Source organism: Fibrobacter sp., from assembly GCF_045131395.1.
Lineage (GTDB): Bacteria > Fibrobacterota > Fibrobacteria > Fibrobacterales > Fibrobacteraceae > Fibrobacter.
Genome location: NZ_JBGUQY010000008.1, coordinates 92,670 through 108,251 on the forward strand (window position 1 = coordinate 92,670; position 15,582 = coordinate 108,251).

Below are 15,582 nucleotides of genomic sequence, written 5' to 3' on the forward strand. Positions count from 1 at the left end.
ATAATAGCACTTTTTCAAAGAAAAAGTGCTTTGGTTGTAAAAAAAATAAGACTTTTTTTATTTCAAGTTGGAATATTCACGGGAGTGGTGGTTATTTGGTAAGGTCCTTCACCACCATGATGCCGCTGCGTTCGATCTTCGGGTACTGGCGCATGCCCTCGCCGCCATGCCCCTTGTCAAGGACTTCCAAAAGTTCGCCCTTGGTAGAGTACAGATGCAACTCCCAGGGGGTGTTCGGGGCGTTAAAGTAGCCGGAATTCTTCTGGACGTTGCGCTGGAAGGTGCGGTTAAGGCGGTCTTCTACGCTGCGGGCCTGCACAAGGGAAATATCGCTGAGTTCCCAAGAAATGGGCACTCCCCCCATATCGTAAATCAGCAGGGCTTCCATGTCGGAATCTTCCTTCATGGTGAACTTCCAGCTAAAGCTCTGCCAGCTGGTGCTCAAGTCCAGAATACGGCCGTTGGCATACGGAGTGTATTCTTCGGAATCGCGCTTGATATTTACGTTCAGGGTGCGGGGCTTGTCAGCCTTGGCTCGCATGCTGAAAATGTAGGTGACTCCTTCGCGGAGCGAAAGCTTTTGCTTGAACTGCAGGTTCCAGGATTCCTTGCCGGCTTTCTTGATATCGAAGCGGACAACGCCGTCGGTAACCTTGACGTCGGCCTTGCCGCCCCAGAAGTCCACCTGCCAGTTGGCCAGGGGTTCTTCGCCCGAGAATTCACCGTTCTGGATCAGGTTGGCACCGATTGCCTGGGAGCCTGTATCGAAGTTCTTTTCTTGAATGAAGGTGGGAATGACGCTGGTATTCTGGATGCCGTTGGGGTTGTCGACGCAGACATCCTTGCCCCAGCCCACCAGGGTATTAAAGGAACTATGGACGGTCATGTCCATTTCGGGGCTGTCGAAGTTACCCGGGCCCCAGCTCCAGGCGAGCCAGCCGATACTCAGACGTTCGGCTTCGGACATGATGAATTTGTACGGGATTTCCCTCACGTCGCCAGCGGCCACGGGAGCGAATTCGCCAACGATCAAGGGTAGGTTCTTCTCGACGGATGCTTCGAGTACGCCGCGAATGCGGTCCTGGACCGTTGCATAACCTGTAGCCTTGGGGTCATGGCGTTCTGTCGGCCACCACATGTGGAGCGAGAACAATAGGTTGTGTTCCGGGTCGGCCTGCAAAAGCTTGGGGCCAACCTTCAGCAAGTTCTTTTCGCTTTGTCCCCACTGGTCCGCGTCAATCATCAAGGGAATGCGAATGTTGGCGGCACGCATCCTGGTGACAATGGAATTGTAGACGGTAAAGAACTCGTCTGCGGACTTAGATTCTGCGCCCGGTTCGTTACCGATGTTCAGAATCAGGTACTGCTGATGGTTAGAAATCATCTGCACCGTTTCTTCACGGAGCCAGAAATCGACAGCTTCGCTCAAGCGTTCCCAGTTGCCGGTGGTATCATGGATTTCGGGAATGGGAATCATTCCGTTGGAAATGCACTGTACAATGATGTTGTCCAGGTCGCTGACCCGGCCGCGGGTATTCCATACGATTCTGACGCAGTTGGCGCCCGTCTTGGCTATTTCGGGAATCGTCTTTCCTTCGCGGTCTGTCCAAATAAACATGTGGTTGACACCACGAAGAATGACCTTTTCGTTATCCTTGCTATATAAAAAACGATCCTGAACAAAAAATCCTGGTTTGGCCGAAACCATGTTCATAACAACTCAATCTCCATTTTATTTCAATGGAAAAATACAATTATTTATATCAACAAGGGTATTTTTTTTGAAAAATCACACAAAAATGGTTGGAATGACTTCAACAGCGGGAAAATTGCCTTTCGGGCAGGTGCTTCCAGTAATACACCGGAAGACATCGTTTTAAAAGGCGAGGGTTCTCGCGTTCCTTGATGGCGATGGACTTGTAGTAGTCTTGCCAGAGCCGTACCATTTCGTCGGGAGGCGTGGTTTTTGTGACGTCCGCAAGGTTCGGGATGGTGATTTCTGCCAGTTGATGCCCCGCGTAGTACACTCCGTAGCCGCGCTTGGAGTCGTAAATAGCCCATTTTTCGTTGGCGAATCGTCCTCGAAAATGCCCTACAATCAGGTCCAAAATGTCGTATTTTGGCTCAATTTCGGCAAAATAGGTGCCGTCGGAGGTCTTGCTGAAGCGTACGAGGCCCAGCATGCCGCCGGCCTCGTGCCGTACGGCCCGCGCCGTCATGAACAGCGGGAGCATTTCGTCGGAAGTGGGGTTCTTGGCATAATTCGGGTCTTTGCCATCAAATACTTTGCGAAGGTAGGCAAGAATCTTCATCTCGATGCCTTCTTCTTCGGAGCGGAAGGCCACATGCAAAAGCTCCAGGATTTCGGCGCTGGCGTAGTTTTCGATAGCCCGCTTGAGTCTGGCCGCTTCTTCTTCGGATGTTTCGATGCGGAAGGGCTGCGAAAACAGGTCGCACGGGGCGGTACTGCGGTCACCATGAAATTCGCCCACATCTAAATGTTGGCGGTAAATCTCGAAAACCGCGCTCAAGAATCCGTCGAATGTAGAATCGTATGAAATGGAAAGCATGATTTTACGCCGGTAACGCTAAAGGTTGATTGGAGAATAGGTCGAGTTGCTGCGGCTGGGGCTTGGGCAGCAGCAAAGGCCGAACCATTTCAGGATAAAGCCTGCGCAAACAAGCTGGAGTATCCGGGTGGTAAATGAAGTATTGCGCCCGCTTAAGCACCACACCCATCTTTTTCAGGTGTTCTAGCCTGATTTTAGAGAATCTGCGCCCCGAAGCAATCAATTGGGCCGATTTTACGCCGATGCCCGGCACCCGCAGGAGCATTTCGTAGTCGGCAGTTTGAATGTCGATGGGGAAAAATTCCGGGTGACGCAAGGCCCAGGCTGCCTTAGGGTCTAGTTCCAAGTCCAGATTCGGATGAGCATCATCGACCACCTCGTCATAACCGAACTTGTAGAATCGCATGAGCCAGTCGGCCTGATAAAGCCTGTGTTCGCGAAGCAGAGGCGGCTTTGTCGTGAGTGCGGGTAGGCGCTTGTCGGCGTTGATCGGTACATAGCCCGAAAAATACACGCGCTTCATTTGCTGTTGCTTGTAGAATCTGTTGGAAAGGGTCAGAATTTGCAAGTCCGACTCCCCCGCCGCTCCTACAATCATTTGGGTGCTTTGCCCTGCCGGCAAGAACTTGGGCGAATAGCGGGAATGGTCCGCCTTGTATTCCAATTTCTTTTCGGCAAGGAAGTTCATGGGCGTCATAATGGAGGCGTGATTTTTTTCGGGAGCTAGGTATTGTAGTGCCCTATCGGTAGGAATCTCGATATTCACGCTGCTGCGGTCGGCATAAAGCCCTGCCTGGTACAAGAGTTCGCGGCTTGCTCCGGGAATTGCCTTCAAGTGAATGTATCCGCCGAATTTATGGACCGTGCGCAGTTCCTTGGCTACTTGAATCAGCATTTCCATGGTGCGGTCAGGCGTGCCTACCACCGCAGAACTCAAGAAAAGGCCTTCGATATAGTTACGGCGGTAGAATTCCAGCGTTAGGTTGATGAGTTCCTTAGGCGTGAATGTCGCCCGCGGAATATCGTTGCTTCGACGGTTGATGCAATAGGCGCAATCATACTTGCAGGCGTTGCTCATGAGCACTTTCAGAAGCGAAATGCACCGCCCGTCAGAAGACCAGGTATGGCAAATGCCTGCGCTACAGGCACTCCCCAACCCACCTTGGGGCGCTTGTCGCTTGGACCCGCTCGAGGAACACGACACATCGTACTTGGCTGCCGCCGAAAGAATATTCAGCTTTTCACGAATGTCCATTTTATTGCCTTTTTGTTTAGTTGCACCTTTGTTCACTAAATATAAGTATAACTGCACAAAAAAGCAAGTGAGAGTGTACAAAAAAAATAAGACCCCGAAGGGTCTTATTTTTCCATGCCAAAGGCTTGTATTTTTGATTATTTCACGCTGATTTTGGCCGTACGGGCATAGCGGTCGCTTTCGATACGCACCACGTAGTTGCCCTGGTTCAGGTGTGCGAGGTTAAAGTTCTTGGAAGAAACCACCGATTCGGCGAAGGTTTCTACCACATGACCCATCAGGTCGAATACCTGCACGCGAACCATGGCGGGTGTCGGCAGTACGACAGACAGTTCGTTGTTGGTGTAGCCAAATTCAAAACTGGGCTTGGCGGCAACGATGTTTGTCGTATATTCTTCGCTAGAAGAGGATTCTTCTGCGGAAGATGAACTTACTTCTTCTGTGGAAGACGAACTTGCTGCACTGCTAGAAGAAGGTTCCACAGCAGAGGAACTGCTCTGTTCCTTGGAAACGACATTAATCTTGCCCGTTACAGTCTTCGTATTTTCATAATAATCCGTCAATTCAAGCGTATAAGTATATTCATAGGTAGCCGATTCAGGATTAATTGTTCCATAAATCTTAACTTGCTTTTTCCCTTTATCCTGTTCCACCTTTAAATTAGCGGGGAGAGTTCCCTTCACAGAATACATGTGGCTGTACTGATAAACTATCGGAGTAATGTCTTGGCCTGCAACAACCGTTTGATTATCGCTCCCTTCAACGAGATCAAATGTCATAGTCGCTGGAATTACTTCAATCGTTGCTTTGGCTGTCGCTTGATTTTCGGGACCAATGACAGAAAGTACAATATCATGCAGTCCCTTTGAACCTTCTTGAATCAGCCCAATAATAGTCACCGTATCATTCTTTTCCATACGCTCGTAACCGCCCGGAAAATTCGGGAGTACTAGTTCCAGAGCGTGTTCTTTATAGAAAACTATTGGCTTAATAGAATCGCCAGCAGTCACCTTCTGCGATTCATTTTTAATTACAGTAATCTTCGTCACGACAGGCTTATGAGACACTTCAACCGAAGCAAAAGCAGTATCACAGTTGTTTTCGCCCTTTACGATAATCTTTATCGAGTATGAACCATCCTGCATGTTTTCATCGACGGTTCCACTCACGGTCAACTTATCACCTTCTACACTATACTTAAACTTTCCTTTTAAAGTCCCTTCATCTGTTTTAAAAGCACTCAAGTTTTCATCGACACGGACATTTTTAAACAGGAACACAACCGGTTTAATCTCATTGCCCGCCACAACCTTCTGTTCTCCGTTTTCAAAAATTTCTATATCAGTCTTACCCTCGCCGCCTGTCACGGAAATCTTTCCTGTTTGGCTAGCAGTACCACCGGCATCATTCTCTACAGTGACTTTGTATTCATAATCACCGGACATTATATCTTTATCTACAGTACCGGTAATCAAGATTATTTGATTTGCTTCATCAATAATATAAGTAAGTCCAGACGGGAGTCCGCTCACACTGTAACTTGTTATTCCCTTATAATCGAAAACGATAGGCGTAATAGATTTGCCAGCCTCGACATTCTGGTCCGCTTCACCGCTACGATTACTCAACTCTAAAGAAATCGGAGGGAGCGGTTTTTCTTCCACTATAAATGTTAGTTCTGTCTTGAAAAATTTTCCAGCTGTATCTTTGACTACGATATAAGCATTGTACGTACCGGCGACAATATCATCCCTCATCTGTCCAGAAATTTCACAAATAGGGCCTTTAGTCCACCTTTTCGTCAAGCCAAAATTATCAGTCAACTTGGTCGATCCTTCTTTATATTCAGGATCGTAATTCTCTGCGAAGCCAGTATTTTCATACAGAATTTGAATGGTCTCAATATTTTCGCCAGCAATCACGGTCTGTTCAAGGTGGCCTTTCAGAACAGTTTGCTGGATCGTTTCCGAAGCATAATTTTGGGCAGCGGCGGTCACCGCAAAGAACAATACTATTGCCAATGAAATCAGTTTTTTCAAGATTTCCACCTCAATTTCGCGAATGAATCTTCGATTTTGTGAAAAACTAGAAACTTTTGAGAAGCTTTGCTAGAGTCTTCGGCAGACATTAGCCTGTGAGCTTTATTTTTTTTATTTTATGGGCATGGAATTCGTGAATAAATTGCGGGAAAAGCCCGCTGTTCAAAAAATTGAAAAGTTTTTCCCGGCAATTGCCTTTTTAGGTGGTTTCGCATGGGATTCCATAACCCTGGGCCAAATGGTTTATGGCACGGATATTTTGATTTTATTGGCCTATTATACTGGTGCGCTCATTTTGGTTCTCTTGCTTTCGGCCCAGCTGGAACACCCTGAAGGCTGGACTACCGAACGGTTGCAGGCTCTGGCCAGTGCTCAGCCTAAGCCTAAAAAGCAGAAATCAGCTAAAGCGCCTGCTGCAGCGAAGGTTTCGACTGCCGTTGTTGCTGAAAAAGAGATTCCCGAAACCCCTGTTCAGGAATCGGTTGCGCCAATTGAATCCGAAGTCGAAGAAGACCAGCCTAAAGATGTTGGTGAAACGACGTTCACCTCTAGGTTCAGGAACAGGGCTTCGCAGATAGCGGCCAAGGCTACCGACAAGGCAAAAGTCGCCGCAGCCCAAGCAGCAAACCGTGCTGCGCTCGAGGCTAAGGAAGCTGCCGCTAAGGCCGCCGCACTGGCTTCTGCCCAGGCAAAAGATGCTGCAGTCAAAGCAAAGGGAGCTGCCTCCAAGTTGGCAAAGAACGTGGGGTACGAATCCACGGCTATCCCCGAAAACGCCATCGTGGTTCGTCACCGTTTCTTGGATCGTGAATGGAGCGAAACCTGGAAACAGCGTTTTACCTGGGCCGTGCAGTTCTGCTTCGGTGGTCTCTTCAGTGCCCTTGTGGTGTGCTATTTTAAGAGTAGCGGTTCCCTCGCCTCTTTCTTGCTGGTGATTTTGCTTGCCATTCTCCTTGTGGGTAATGAATTCCTGCAAAAGAAGTACGAAAGTTTCGGAATAAGTCTGGCGTTCTTCTGCCTGCTGGGAACCATGTTCATGAACTTTGCCATTCCGCACCTGGTTCACCGCATCGGGTTCATCTGGTTCTTCTTGAGTACCCTGCTTTCTTTCGGAATGTGCGTTTTCATCTGGAAAATTTCGCACCGTAAAAAGGGCATCTTGGTGGCTCCGGCCCTTATCAGCATTCTTTTGGTGGTAGCCTACATTATGAACTGGGTGCCGCCGGTACCCTTGGTTCTCAAGCAAAAGATTGCCTGCCAGAATTTTGACAAGGCCAGCTTTAGCTGCGATATCGACGACCCGAGTTTCTTGCAGATGGTGGGTCTTAAAATTCCCAGCGTTCATCATGTAGATTCCTCCGATGTGTATTTCTTGGCCTCGGTCTATGCCCCGGCAAAGCTGAAGGCCGAACTGGAATACCTGTGGTATTACCAGAATCCCTCTACCGGGAAATATTCCCTTATTGACCGCATTTCTTCTAGCCGCATGACCATCAACGGCGGTCGTGAATCGGGCTTTAGGACCTTTACCCGCAAGAAAAACGTTCCGCCTGGCAAATACCGTGTGGAAGTTGCCTACAAGAACGGTGCCGTTATCGGCTCGGGAACCTTTGAAGTCTTTGATGGAGCATCTGAAGATGGCTTTGTCCGCGATACATTGAGGTGATTATGATCGATCCGGAAAATGACCCGATTCTAAACGCGAGTTCTATCAATAGTGAAGACTATTGGTTCTTGAAGTTGAACAATAATAATCTAAATTTGGAACATGAACAAAATCAAGACAGCAACCCTGCAGGGCAAGTGGACGGGGAATCCCGAAAGCAATAATCAATGGTACGTTGAACAGGCGCTGGCGCTTAAGGGCAAGGGAATCGACCTGGTCGTTCTCCCCGAAATGTTCCATACGCCGTATTTTCCGTTCGAAGAAAATGCCGACTTCTTTGACATGGCCATCGAAAAGGATAGCCCCATTGTTAAGCAGTGGCAGGGCATTGCCAAGGAAATCAATGCTGTTATCGTGTTCCCGTTCTTTGAAAAGCGGGCCCGTGGCATTTACCATAACAGTGCCTTTGTGTTTGAACGCGACGGAAGCATTGCCGGTCTTTACCGCAAGAGCCACATTCCCGATGATCCGGCTTTCTACGAGAAGTACTACTTCATTCCGGGCGACACGGGTTTTGAACCGATCAAGACCTCTGCCGGCACGCTTGGCGTGCTGATTTGCTGGGACCAGTGGTTCCCCGAAGCAGCCCGAATCATGAGCCTGAAGGGCGCTGACATTCTGATTTACCCCACCGCCATTGGCTGGATGAAGTCTGAACCTGCCGAAATTTACCCGCGCCAGCAGGACAGCTGGGTGACGGTAATGCGTGGTCATGCCATTGCGAACCGAACCTTCGTGCTTTCGGCCAACCGTATCGGTACCGAAGGTGAACTCACCTTTTGGGGCACCTCTTTTGTGGCGGCTCCCGATGGTTATTTGATTCACAAGTGCGATACCGATTTCCTGGGCGCAAGCATTGTGGAAATTGACCTGAAGGAAACCGAAGAAAATCGCCGCTGGTGGCCGCATTTCCGCGATCGCCGCGTAGACCTTTATGGCGACATCCTGAAAATCTGGTGCGAAAAATGATCCCATAGTGTCATTCTGAGCGAAACGAAGTGTAGTCGAAGAATCTAAAGAATCTTTTGTATGGCAAATAATTTGAGATACCCCGCTGAATGGGAACCGCAGGCAGCCACTTGGCTGGCTTTCCCCCACAATCCTAAGAACTGGTACGGCGAACGCGCTGTCAAAATCCGTGAATTCTACTTGAAGCTAATCCGTACGATTACGGAATTTCAGCCGGTGAATGTGATTATTCCCTGCCAGAAGTTCTTTAGCGAAAGCGAAAAGTCTTACCTCGCCGATCGCCCCTTTCCGGCCAATATCATTGTCATCAAGAACAACGATATCTGGATTCGTGACTACGGTCCGTTCTTCTTGAAGAAGGGTGCAAAGACCGTGATTGCGCAGACGGTGTTTAACGCTTGGGGTGCAAAGTTCCCTCCCTTCGGTGCCGACAACAAGGTTCCCGAAGCTGTTGCCGCAAAGACGGGTTATCCGCTGGTGACCAGCGTTCCCTACATTTTTGAAGGCGGTGCGATTGAAGTCAACGGTGACGGTCTCGGCATTACCACTCTGGATTGCTTGATTGGCAAGAACCGCAATGACGACAAGGATTTGAAGAAGGTTGTCAAGGCGCTTTGCAAGGCCTTCGGGCTCCGCGACATGCTGGTGCTCCCCCACGGTTTGCACGGCGATCATACTGACGGCCATATCGACAACGTGGCGCGTTTCGTGTCTAAGGATCGCATTGTGATGTGCGAAGCCACCGACAAGCGCTCTCCGAACAATATTATTCTGACAGAAGCAAAGTACTTGATTGAAACCTGGCTCAAGAGCCATTATGGCAGCAAGGCCAAGGTGGATACTTTGCCTTTGCCGCCGCAGCGCAAGCTTGATGACGGGCAGATTTTGCCTGCTTCGTACATGAATTTCATTTACGCCAATGGCGCATTGATTTTCCCGAAGTACAAGTCGCCGAACGATGCTGTCGCCAAGCGCTATTTCGAAAGCGTGTACCCCAACCTAAAGGTGATTGCTTTGGATTGCCGCACGGTGATTGAAGAGGGCGGTAGTTTGCATTGCATGAGTAAGCACGAAAGTCTTTAGGAGAAAATCCTAAAACCTTTTAAAATGCGGGAGGGGCCCTTGCTCAGAGTTGCGAAGGCCGCCCGGCCCCCTCCCTGCACCCTCCCCTTCCCTGGCCAACGCAGTCAGGACCTTGTCGATGAAGAACATTTCTTCACTTTATCTATCAGTCCTCACAACAAAAAAAACTGCGACTTGAAAATCGCAGTTTTTTATTTAGAAGATTTACATTGTCTCGTCTTCGAGGAGTTTCTGCACATATTGTGCATACGATTGCAAACTCGGATCACGCGCTCCCATTAAGAGGATGGTGTCGCCGGGCTGGGCGTATTCGACCATCTTCTCGGCGCATTCGTTGCGGTTCTCGATGTAGATGGCTTCGCAGCCCTTGAGAATTAGGTCGTCAGCAAGGTCACCGGCGCTGATGTCGCGGGTGACGGTGCCGCCGGCATAGTAGATTTCGCTGAAGAACATCACGTCGTTTTCGCGGTCGTCGTCAATGGACTTCGGGCGGAGCGTCTTCGCGATGAATTCCACCAAGTCCTTGCGGAGGAATCGCGTGGGGCCAAAGCCGTGAGGCTGGAACCAGGCGATGACGCGGCCATCGGTAAAGTCCTGGGCGCTCTTGATGCTGGCGGCAATTTTAGCCGGGTTGTGGGCGAAGTCGTCCACGAGAGTCACGCCGTTAAAGGTTCCAAGAATCTGGTGACGGCGAAACACGCCGGGGAATGTCGCAAGGGCGTCGGCGCAAGTATGCAATGTGACGCCCGCGCGGAGGGCGGCAGCCGTTGCGGCCAGCGCATTTTCCATATTGTGCTTGCCCGGGAGCGGAACCACGAACTTCACGAGTTCTGCCTGATGGCGAACGCGGAACTGGATGGAGGTGCCGACAGACTTGAAGTCCGTACCCTGCACGCCCACATAGTTTTCAAAACCAAAGTCGAATTCGCGACCGGCGCTGAACTTCTTTGCCAGCGGGTGCGCGTCGTTCACAATCAGAATCTTGCCGTTATCCAGGATGTTGTGGCTGAACTTGAGGAAGATTTCCTGAAGTTCATTCATTTCCTTGTGGTCCTTGTCCACATTCAAAATCAAGCCGATTTCAGGTTCGTAACGGACCAGCGTTCCATCGCTTTCGTCAGCTTCGACCACGAGCCATTCGCCCTTGCCGCTGACGGCGTTACCGATTTTGCCTTCTTTTTGCAGATTCACGAGGCCAGCACCTGTCATCACCGACGGCTGGAGACCCGCATACTGCAAAATATGATAAATCATGGCGGTTACGGTGGATTTTCCGCTGGTACCGCTGACAGCGATCGTCTTCGCTTCTTTAGAAATCTTCGCAAGCATTTCGCTGCGGTGCATCACCGGGATTCCCAGCTCCTTGGCGCGCTTGAGGTCCGGATTTGTGTCTTCGATAGCGGTACTCACGACCACCGCATTCAAGCCCTCTACGACGCCCGAGCCATCCTGCGGAAAGCACTTGACGCCACATTCTTCCAGCTGGTTCATGACGAGAGGCTTTTCTGCCGCTCCAAACTGGCGGTCCGAACCGCTAATAGAAACACCCTTGCCAACAAGATACTGGGCAATGGCACTCATGCCTACGCCCGCAACACCGATAAAAAAGTAAGATTCCATGCTAGGAAATTTAGTATAAGGCGAACATCGCGGCAATTAAAACTTGTTTAAATTGCCATGATTGAGCCAAACTAAAAGCACTCCATAGGAGTGCCAATGTAGTAAAACCTTGCATCCTGTCGCTCATTTTCCATTGAAGCAATCATCTTTCAGCAACCAACTGCGGTAGTAGGCCAATGAATATACAGCCATTTCGGCAACACCTAGGCTTCGAAAGAATGGCCCAAAACTCAGGAAAACATCCAATATTTCTTTTTTTCTGCGTAAAAACGCTTGCGAGCCCGCATAAATAAAGGTTTATTCAAAAAGTAGATCTTATAGGAGCTCTTTATGAGCCGAAATAAAACCAAAGATTCTGCATAGGCGGGACACCGGATTTCAAAATATAGGGCTTCATCCCTAATTAAATTAGTCCACATGCATATTAACTTGGCTGGATTTTGCTAAATTTCAAAATATGCGTAAGATACTTGCATTAGTTGCCGCACTGGCAGGGGTTGCAATGGCCGATGGCCCGATAGACTGCCGCCAGGTAGAGAAATATGTCGTTACAGGCATATCGGGTTGTCGCTGTATAATCCACGACGTCGGCACGTTTGCTGACTCGGTGCAGCGTCGCAACATAGTGCAGTTCTGCGGAAGGTCAGGACGAGCTGGAAGGTGGATGAAGTGGATGACCAGCGTCCAGATGAGGGTCACGAATCAGAAATGGTTTGCGTACGAAATAGACGACTGTACTCTACTTGAGGACGACGAAAACGTCTCATGCAGGGGTGAGAATTTCCTCGATGACGATGACGAACCCCAGTACGTGTCAACCGATCTCGATAAGTACCTGCTGTTCTTGTATACCACTTACGGTCGGAAAAAGGTTGACTACTTGATGGGAGTCAAGGAATAATAGAGAAGGCCCCGACGGATTCCGCCGGAGCCTGAATTTTTATGCCTACATGGTGCCGCCCCAGCTTGTCGGGATCTGTGTCATTTCTGCGTGAATCGGCGCATCCTGTGCAGCGGAGCTTCCACAGCATCTTATAGGGGCTCTTTATGAGCCGAGATCAAAACAAGATTCCCTCTTTTCTCAGTACATAAACAAATCAGCCCATTTTAGGTTAATTGAAGAAATGTGACTATATGAGTATTAAGAAAACACCCCCTTTTTCATTACGGAAAAAATGAAAGGCTACAACGCGGAAGAAGCATCCCCCGCTCCGTTTATAAAAAACATTTTACTTTCATAGTCGGTATAAACCGCTCAAAATCAGCGTGTATATATAAAGATAGGGACAGTCCCTATTTGCCCAACGGGGGCATTCCCGAAAACAAAAAACTTGATTATGTTGACATATTCAAGATAAAAAAGTATATTATGGAAAGTACATTCAAGGTTGTAAAACTTGATGCCGTAAATCGAGAAATTGCAGAACTGCCGCAAGAACAACAGGACCTGTTGAAATCAGAATACAATCTGATTGCAACAAAGGGCATCGAATATGTTCGTGTCAAACATCTGCAAAACAAAATTTTTGAGATTAAATCAAAGGAATTGCGTTCTCTGTTTAAGTATCAAGAAGGCAGAATCATAATCATTGGCGTAGTGTTCGTCAAGAAAAGTCAAAAGACGCCAAAGGATAAAATCAAACTTGCTAAGCAAAGGCTGAAAGAGGTATAACCATGCAGTATGTATATGTCAAGGATTCAGAAGGTTATGTTTCCAAGAAACTGAAGTCAGAAGTTTGCAAGGGTGAAAAAATCATCTCGGAAAAGGCTTACCTGAAAGCTTCGGGGCTCGCTTACTACGAGAAGGAATTTGGTCATGGCGGAGCAAGGGAAAACGCCGGTCGAAAACCGAAATTTTCTCAACCTTTAAAAATCCAGATGCGGGTCACGAAAGAAGAAAAAGATTTCATCTCTTACGCCCGCAAAAACGGATTAATTCTTGCCAATCTGATGAAGATTTAAAAAGATTTTATATATTAAAGTCATGAACTTCTCGGATTCTAGATTCACAACGGTGGCGCATCGCAATTTGTGGGGCGAGTGGACTTTTGTGTTCGAAAAATCCAAGTTGTGCAGTTTGCGCTATACTGGCGAAGAGGCTGCCCCTAGTGCGGTTCAGGCCTGCGCCTATGCAGAGCCCGATGCGGTCCATGAACTTTCTTCGACGGTGGCACGCGCCTACCGTAAAGCGGTTCAGCAGTTGAACCTGTACCTGGCCGGAAAGCTTCACGAATTTTCGCTCCCGCTCAAGATTTACGGCACCGATTTCCAGAAGAAAGTCTGGGATGCCATTACGCAGATTCCTTACGGGGAAACGCGGACATACCAGCAGGTGGCCGAAGCGGTCGGAGAGCCCCGCGCCACACGTGCCGTGGGCGCCGCCCTCAGCGCGAACCCGTTACAGCTGATCCTCCCCTGCCATCGCGTTGTGGGCAAGGGCGGAAGCCTGGTCGGCTACGCCCTGGGGCTCGATCTCAAGCGCAGGCTCCTCGTTATAGAGGGCGCAATCCCGCAGGAACTATTGCTTGAATAAGCTTTCTTGCCGAACTTTGGCAACAGACATTTTTCATAATTTGTAAAAAACACCCCGGTTTCCCGAGGTGTTTTCAACTAAAGGCTTATTTGCCCGTCGTCGAGGCTTTAGGCTTACGGCGTAGCGGGTGCAGTCGAATAAATTTTTTACCGCTGTGGACCGGGAGCGGTTTTACTCCCTCGCCAACATGCGACACGCGGACCTCCCCTGCCAGTTCCGTCTGCCCAGTAAATAGGTTATGATTGATAGCCATACTTTGAATTTACTAAAAAAATTTTATCTGTCAACTATTCCAAATTAAACTACTTGGCGAGAACAACGTCTTTGGGCGACTCTCGTTTTTTTTATATTGTTAGAGCAAAATTTGGTTGCGCCCATGGCGGACCGCAAAAAAGGAAAAACTATGAGAAACTCGCTCAAAATCGAAGGTCAGGTCAAGACTTATCTTAAAGAAGACGAACTCCCGAAGGCATGGTACAACGTCCGTGCCGACATGAAAAAGAAGCCCGCTCCGCTCCTGAACCCGGGTACCGGCAAGCCGGTGACTTTCGAAGACCTTCAGCCGGTTTTCTGCGACGAACTCATCAAGCAGGAACTCGATAACGACACTCCGTACATCGAAATCCCTGAAGATATCCGCACTTTCTACAAGATGTACCGTCCGTCTCCGCTCGTTCGCGCTTACTTCCTCGAACAGGCTCTCGGCACTCCGGCACACATCTACTACAAGTTCGAAGGCAACAACACCTCGGGTTCTCACAAGCTCAACTCCGCTATCGCTCAGGCTTACTACGCCAAGAAACAGGGCCTCAAGGGTGTGACGACTGAAACGGGTGCAGGCCAGTGGGGCACCGCTCTTTCCATGTCCAGCGCCTTCTTCGGACTGGACTGCCAGGTTTACATGGTGAAGGTTTCTTACGAACAGAAGCCCTTCCGCCGCGAAGTGATGCGCACCTACGGTGCATCTGTGACTCCGTCTCCTTCTATGAACACCGAAATCGGTAAGAAGATTAACGCTGAATTCCCGGGCACCACTGGTAGCCTTGGTTGCGCAATTTCTGAAGCCGTTGAAGCCGCCGTGAAGCAGCCGGGTTACCGCTACGTTCTCGGTTCCGTGCTGAACCAGGTGCTCCTCCACCAGTCCGTGATTGGTCTTGAAACCAAGGCTGCTCTCGACAAGCTTGGCGTGAAGGCCGACCTCATCATCGGTTGCGCTGGCGGTGGTTCTAACCTCGGTGGTCTCGTGAGCCCCTTCATCGGTGAAAAGCTCCGTGGCGAAGCCGACTACGATATTCTCGCTGTGGAACCGGCAAGCTGCCCGAGCTTCACTCGCGGTAAGTATGCCTACGACTTCTGCGATACCGGTAAGGTTTGCCCGCTGGCCAAGATGTACACTCTCGGCTCCAGCTTCATTCCGTCTGCCAACCACGCTGGTGGCCTGCGCTACCACGGCATGAGCAGCATCCTCTCTGAACTCTACGATCAGGGCCTCATGCGTGCAACGTCTGTGGAACAGACCAAGGTGTTCGAAGCCGCCAAGCTCTTCGCTCAGACCGAAGGCATTCTCCCGGCTCCGGAATCCAGCCACGCTATCCGTGCTACCATCGACGAAGCCCTCAAGTGCAAGGAATCTGGCCAGGCCAAGAACATCGTGTTCGGCCTCACCGGTACGGGTTACTTCGACATGGTTGCCTACCAGAAGTTCAACGACGGCGAAATGAATGACTACATCCCGACGGATGAAGACATCGCCAAGAGCCTCGCTCAGCTTCCGAAAGTCGATGGCTAATTAGCCATTTGTCATGGCGGACTTGATCCGCCATCTCATTACAAATTTAAAAGCCCCG

At 49.5% G+C, this 15,582-nt stretch carries 14 protein-coding genes; 8 read left to right on the forward strand and 6 right to left on the reverse strand.

Annotated features, from left to right (window positions below):
* Positions 1-91: 91 nt before the first annotated feature.
* The 4 genes from ACJMNB_RS04750 to ACJMNB_RS04765 form a co-directional block, all read right to left on the reverse strand.
* Positions 92-1,714, reverse strand: a complete 1,623-nt coding sequence (locus tag ACJMNB_RS04750; RefSeq protein ID WP_405339508.1) for a cellulase family glycosylhydrolase — start codon at positions 1,712-1,714, stop codon at positions 92-94.
* A 100-nt stretch (positions 1,715-1,814) separates the two neighbouring features.
* Complete coding sequence (locus ACJMNB_RS04755; protein ID WP_405339510.1) at positions 1,815-2,570, reverse strand: TIGR03915 family putative DNA repair protein; 756 nt, start codon at positions 2,568-2,570, stop codon at positions 1,815-1,817.
* 4 nt (positions 2,571-2,574) lie between these two features.
* The gene (locus tag ACJMNB_RS04760) at positions 2,575-3,825 is read right to left on the reverse strand and encodes a putative DNA modification/repair radical SAM protein (RefSeq protein WP_405339512.1); all 1,251 of its coding nucleotides are present in this window, start codon (positions 3,823-3,825) and stop codon (positions 2,575-2,577) included.
* Between the two features lie 137 nt (positions 3,826-3,962).
* The gene (locus ACJMNB_RS04765; RefSeq protein ID WP_405339514.1) at positions 3,963-5,489 is read right to left on the reverse strand and encodes a T9SS type A sorting domain-containing protein; all 1,527 of its coding nucleotides are present in this window, start codon (positions 5,487-5,489) and stop codon (positions 3,963-3,965) included.
* A gap of 499 nt (positions 5,490-5,988) precedes the next feature.
* On the opposite strand from ACJMNB_RS04765, the gene ACJMNB_RS04770 reads away from it, so the two are divergent.
* From ACJMNB_RS04770 to ACJMNB_RS04780, 3 genes are all read left to right on the forward strand, one after another.
* Positions 5,989-7,530, forward strand: a complete 1,542-nt coding sequence (locus ACJMNB_RS04770; protein WP_405339516.1) for a DUF2914 domain-containing protein — start codon at positions 5,989-5,991, stop codon at positions 7,528-7,530.
* A gap of 102 nt (positions 7,531-7,632) precedes the next feature.
* Complete coding sequence (locus ACJMNB_RS04775; RefSeq protein ID WP_405339518.1) at positions 7,633-8,499, forward strand: carbon-nitrogen hydrolase; 867 nt, start codon at positions 7,633-7,635, stop codon at positions 8,497-8,499.
* A gap of 60 nt (positions 8,500-8,559) precedes the next feature.
* Complete coding sequence (locus ACJMNB_RS04780) at positions 8,560-9,582, forward strand: agmatine deiminase family protein (protein ID WP_405339520.1); 1,023 nt, start codon at positions 8,560-8,562, stop codon at positions 9,580-9,582.
* A gap of 204 nt (positions 9,583-9,786) precedes the next feature.
* Here the strand turns inward: ACJMNB_RS04780 and murC are convergent, their stop codons facing one another.
* Positions 9,787-11,202, reverse strand: coding sequence for a UDP-N-acetylmuramate--L-alanine ligase (gene murC, locus ACJMNB_RS04785; protein ID WP_405339522.1), 1,416 nt, complete (start codon positions 11,200-11,202; stop codon positions 9,787-9,789).
* Between the two features lie 457 nt (positions 11,203-11,659).
* On the opposite strand from murC, the gene ACJMNB_RS04790 reads away from it, so the two are divergent.
* The 4 genes from ACJMNB_RS04790 (at position 11,660) to ACJMNB_RS04805 (ending at position 13,735) form a co-directional block, all read left to right on the forward strand.
* Positions 11,660-12,103 (forward strand): hypothetical protein, encoded by a 444-nt coding sequence (locus tag ACJMNB_RS04790; protein WP_405339524.1) that lies wholly within the window; start codon positions 11,660-11,662, stop codon positions 12,101-12,103.
* Between the two features lie 468 nt (positions 12,104-12,571).
* Positions 12,572-12,874: a type II toxin-antitoxin system RelE/ParE family toxin gene (locus tag ACJMNB_RS04795; RefSeq protein WP_405339525.1), complete on the forward strand. Its 303-nt coding sequence runs from the start codon at positions 12,572-12,574 to the stop codon at positions 12,872-12,874.
* A gap of 2 nt (positions 12,875-12,876) precedes the next feature.
* Positions 12,877-13,164, forward strand: coding sequence for a hypothetical protein (locus ACJMNB_RS04800; RefSeq protein WP_405339526.1), 288 nt, complete (start codon positions 12,877-12,879; stop codon positions 13,162-13,164).
* A 22-nt stretch (positions 13,165-13,186) separates the two neighbouring features.
* Positions 13,187-13,735, forward strand: coding sequence for a methylated-DNA--[protein]-cysteine S-methyltransferase (locus ACJMNB_RS04805; protein ID WP_405339528.1), 549 nt, complete (start codon positions 13,187-13,189; stop codon positions 13,733-13,735).
* Between the two features lie 85 nt (positions 13,736-13,820).
* Here the strand turns inward: ACJMNB_RS04805 and ACJMNB_RS04810 are convergent, their stop codons facing one another.
* The gene (locus ACJMNB_RS04810; protein ID WP_405339530.1) at positions 13,821-13,988 is read right to left on the reverse strand and encodes a hypothetical protein; all 168 of its coding nucleotides are present in this window, start codon (positions 13,986-13,988) and stop codon (positions 13,821-13,823) included.
* A 150-nt stretch (positions 13,989-14,138) separates the two neighbouring features.
* Between ACJMNB_RS04810 and ACJMNB_RS04815 the strand changes: the two genes are divergently transcribed.
* Positions 14,139-15,524, forward strand: a complete 1,386-nt coding sequence (locus ACJMNB_RS04815; protein WP_405339532.1) for a TrpB-like pyridoxal phosphate-dependent enzyme — start codon at positions 14,139-14,141, stop codon at positions 15,522-15,524.
* Positions 15,525-15,582 lie beyond the last annotated feature (58 nt).

Coding starts and splice junctions, on each gene's coding strand:
- ACJMNB_RS04750 (WP_405339508.1), bottom strand. CDS start 1,714: ATGAACATGGTTTCGGCCAAACCAGGATTTTTTGTTCAGGATCGTTTT.
- ACJMNB_RS04755 (WP_405339510.1), bottom strand. CDS start 2,570: ATGCTTTCCATTTCATACGATTCTACATTCGACGGATTCTTGAGCGCG.
- ACJMNB_RS04760 (WP_405339512.1), bottom strand. CDS start 3,825: ATGGACATTCGTGAAAAGCTGAATATTCTTTCGGCGGCAGCCAAGTAC.
- ACJMNB_RS04770 (WP_405339516.1), top strand. CDS start 5,989: ATGGAATTCGTGAATAAATTGCGGGAAAAGCCCGCTGTTCAAAAAATT.
- ACJMNB_RS04775 (WP_405339518.1), top strand. CDS start 7,633: ATGAACAAAATCAAGACAGCAACCCTGCAGGGCAAGTGGACGGGGAAT.
- ACJMNB_RS04780 (WP_405339520.1), top strand. CDS start 8,560: ATGGCAAATAATTTGAGATACCCCGCTGAATGGGAACCGCAGGCAGCC.
- murC (WP_405339522.1), bottom strand. CDS start 11,202: ATGGAATCTTACTTTTTTATCGGTGTTGCGGGCGTAGGCATGAGTGCC.
- ACJMNB_RS04790 (WP_405339524.1), top strand. CDS start 11,660: ATGCGTAAGATACTTGCATTAGTTGCCGCACTGGCAGGGGTTGCAATG.
- ACJMNB_RS04795 (WP_405339525.1), top strand. CDS start 12,572: ATGGAAAGTACATTCAAGGTTGTAAAACTTGATGCCGTAAATCGAGAA.
- ACJMNB_RS04800 (WP_405339526.1), top strand. CDS start 12,877: ATGCAGTATGTATATGTCAAGGATTCAGAAGGTTATGTTTCCAAGAAA.
- ACJMNB_RS04805 (WP_405339528.1), top strand. CDS start 13,187: ATGAACTTCTCGGATTCTAGATTCACAACGGTGGCGCATCGCAATTTG.
- ACJMNB_RS04810 (WP_405339530.1), bottom strand. CDS start 13,988: ATGGCTATCAATCATAACCTATTTACTGGGCAGACGGAACTGGCAGGG.
- ACJMNB_RS04815 (WP_405339532.1), top strand. CDS start 14,139: ATGAGAAACTCGCTCAAAATCGAAGGTCAGGTCAAGACTTATCTTAAA.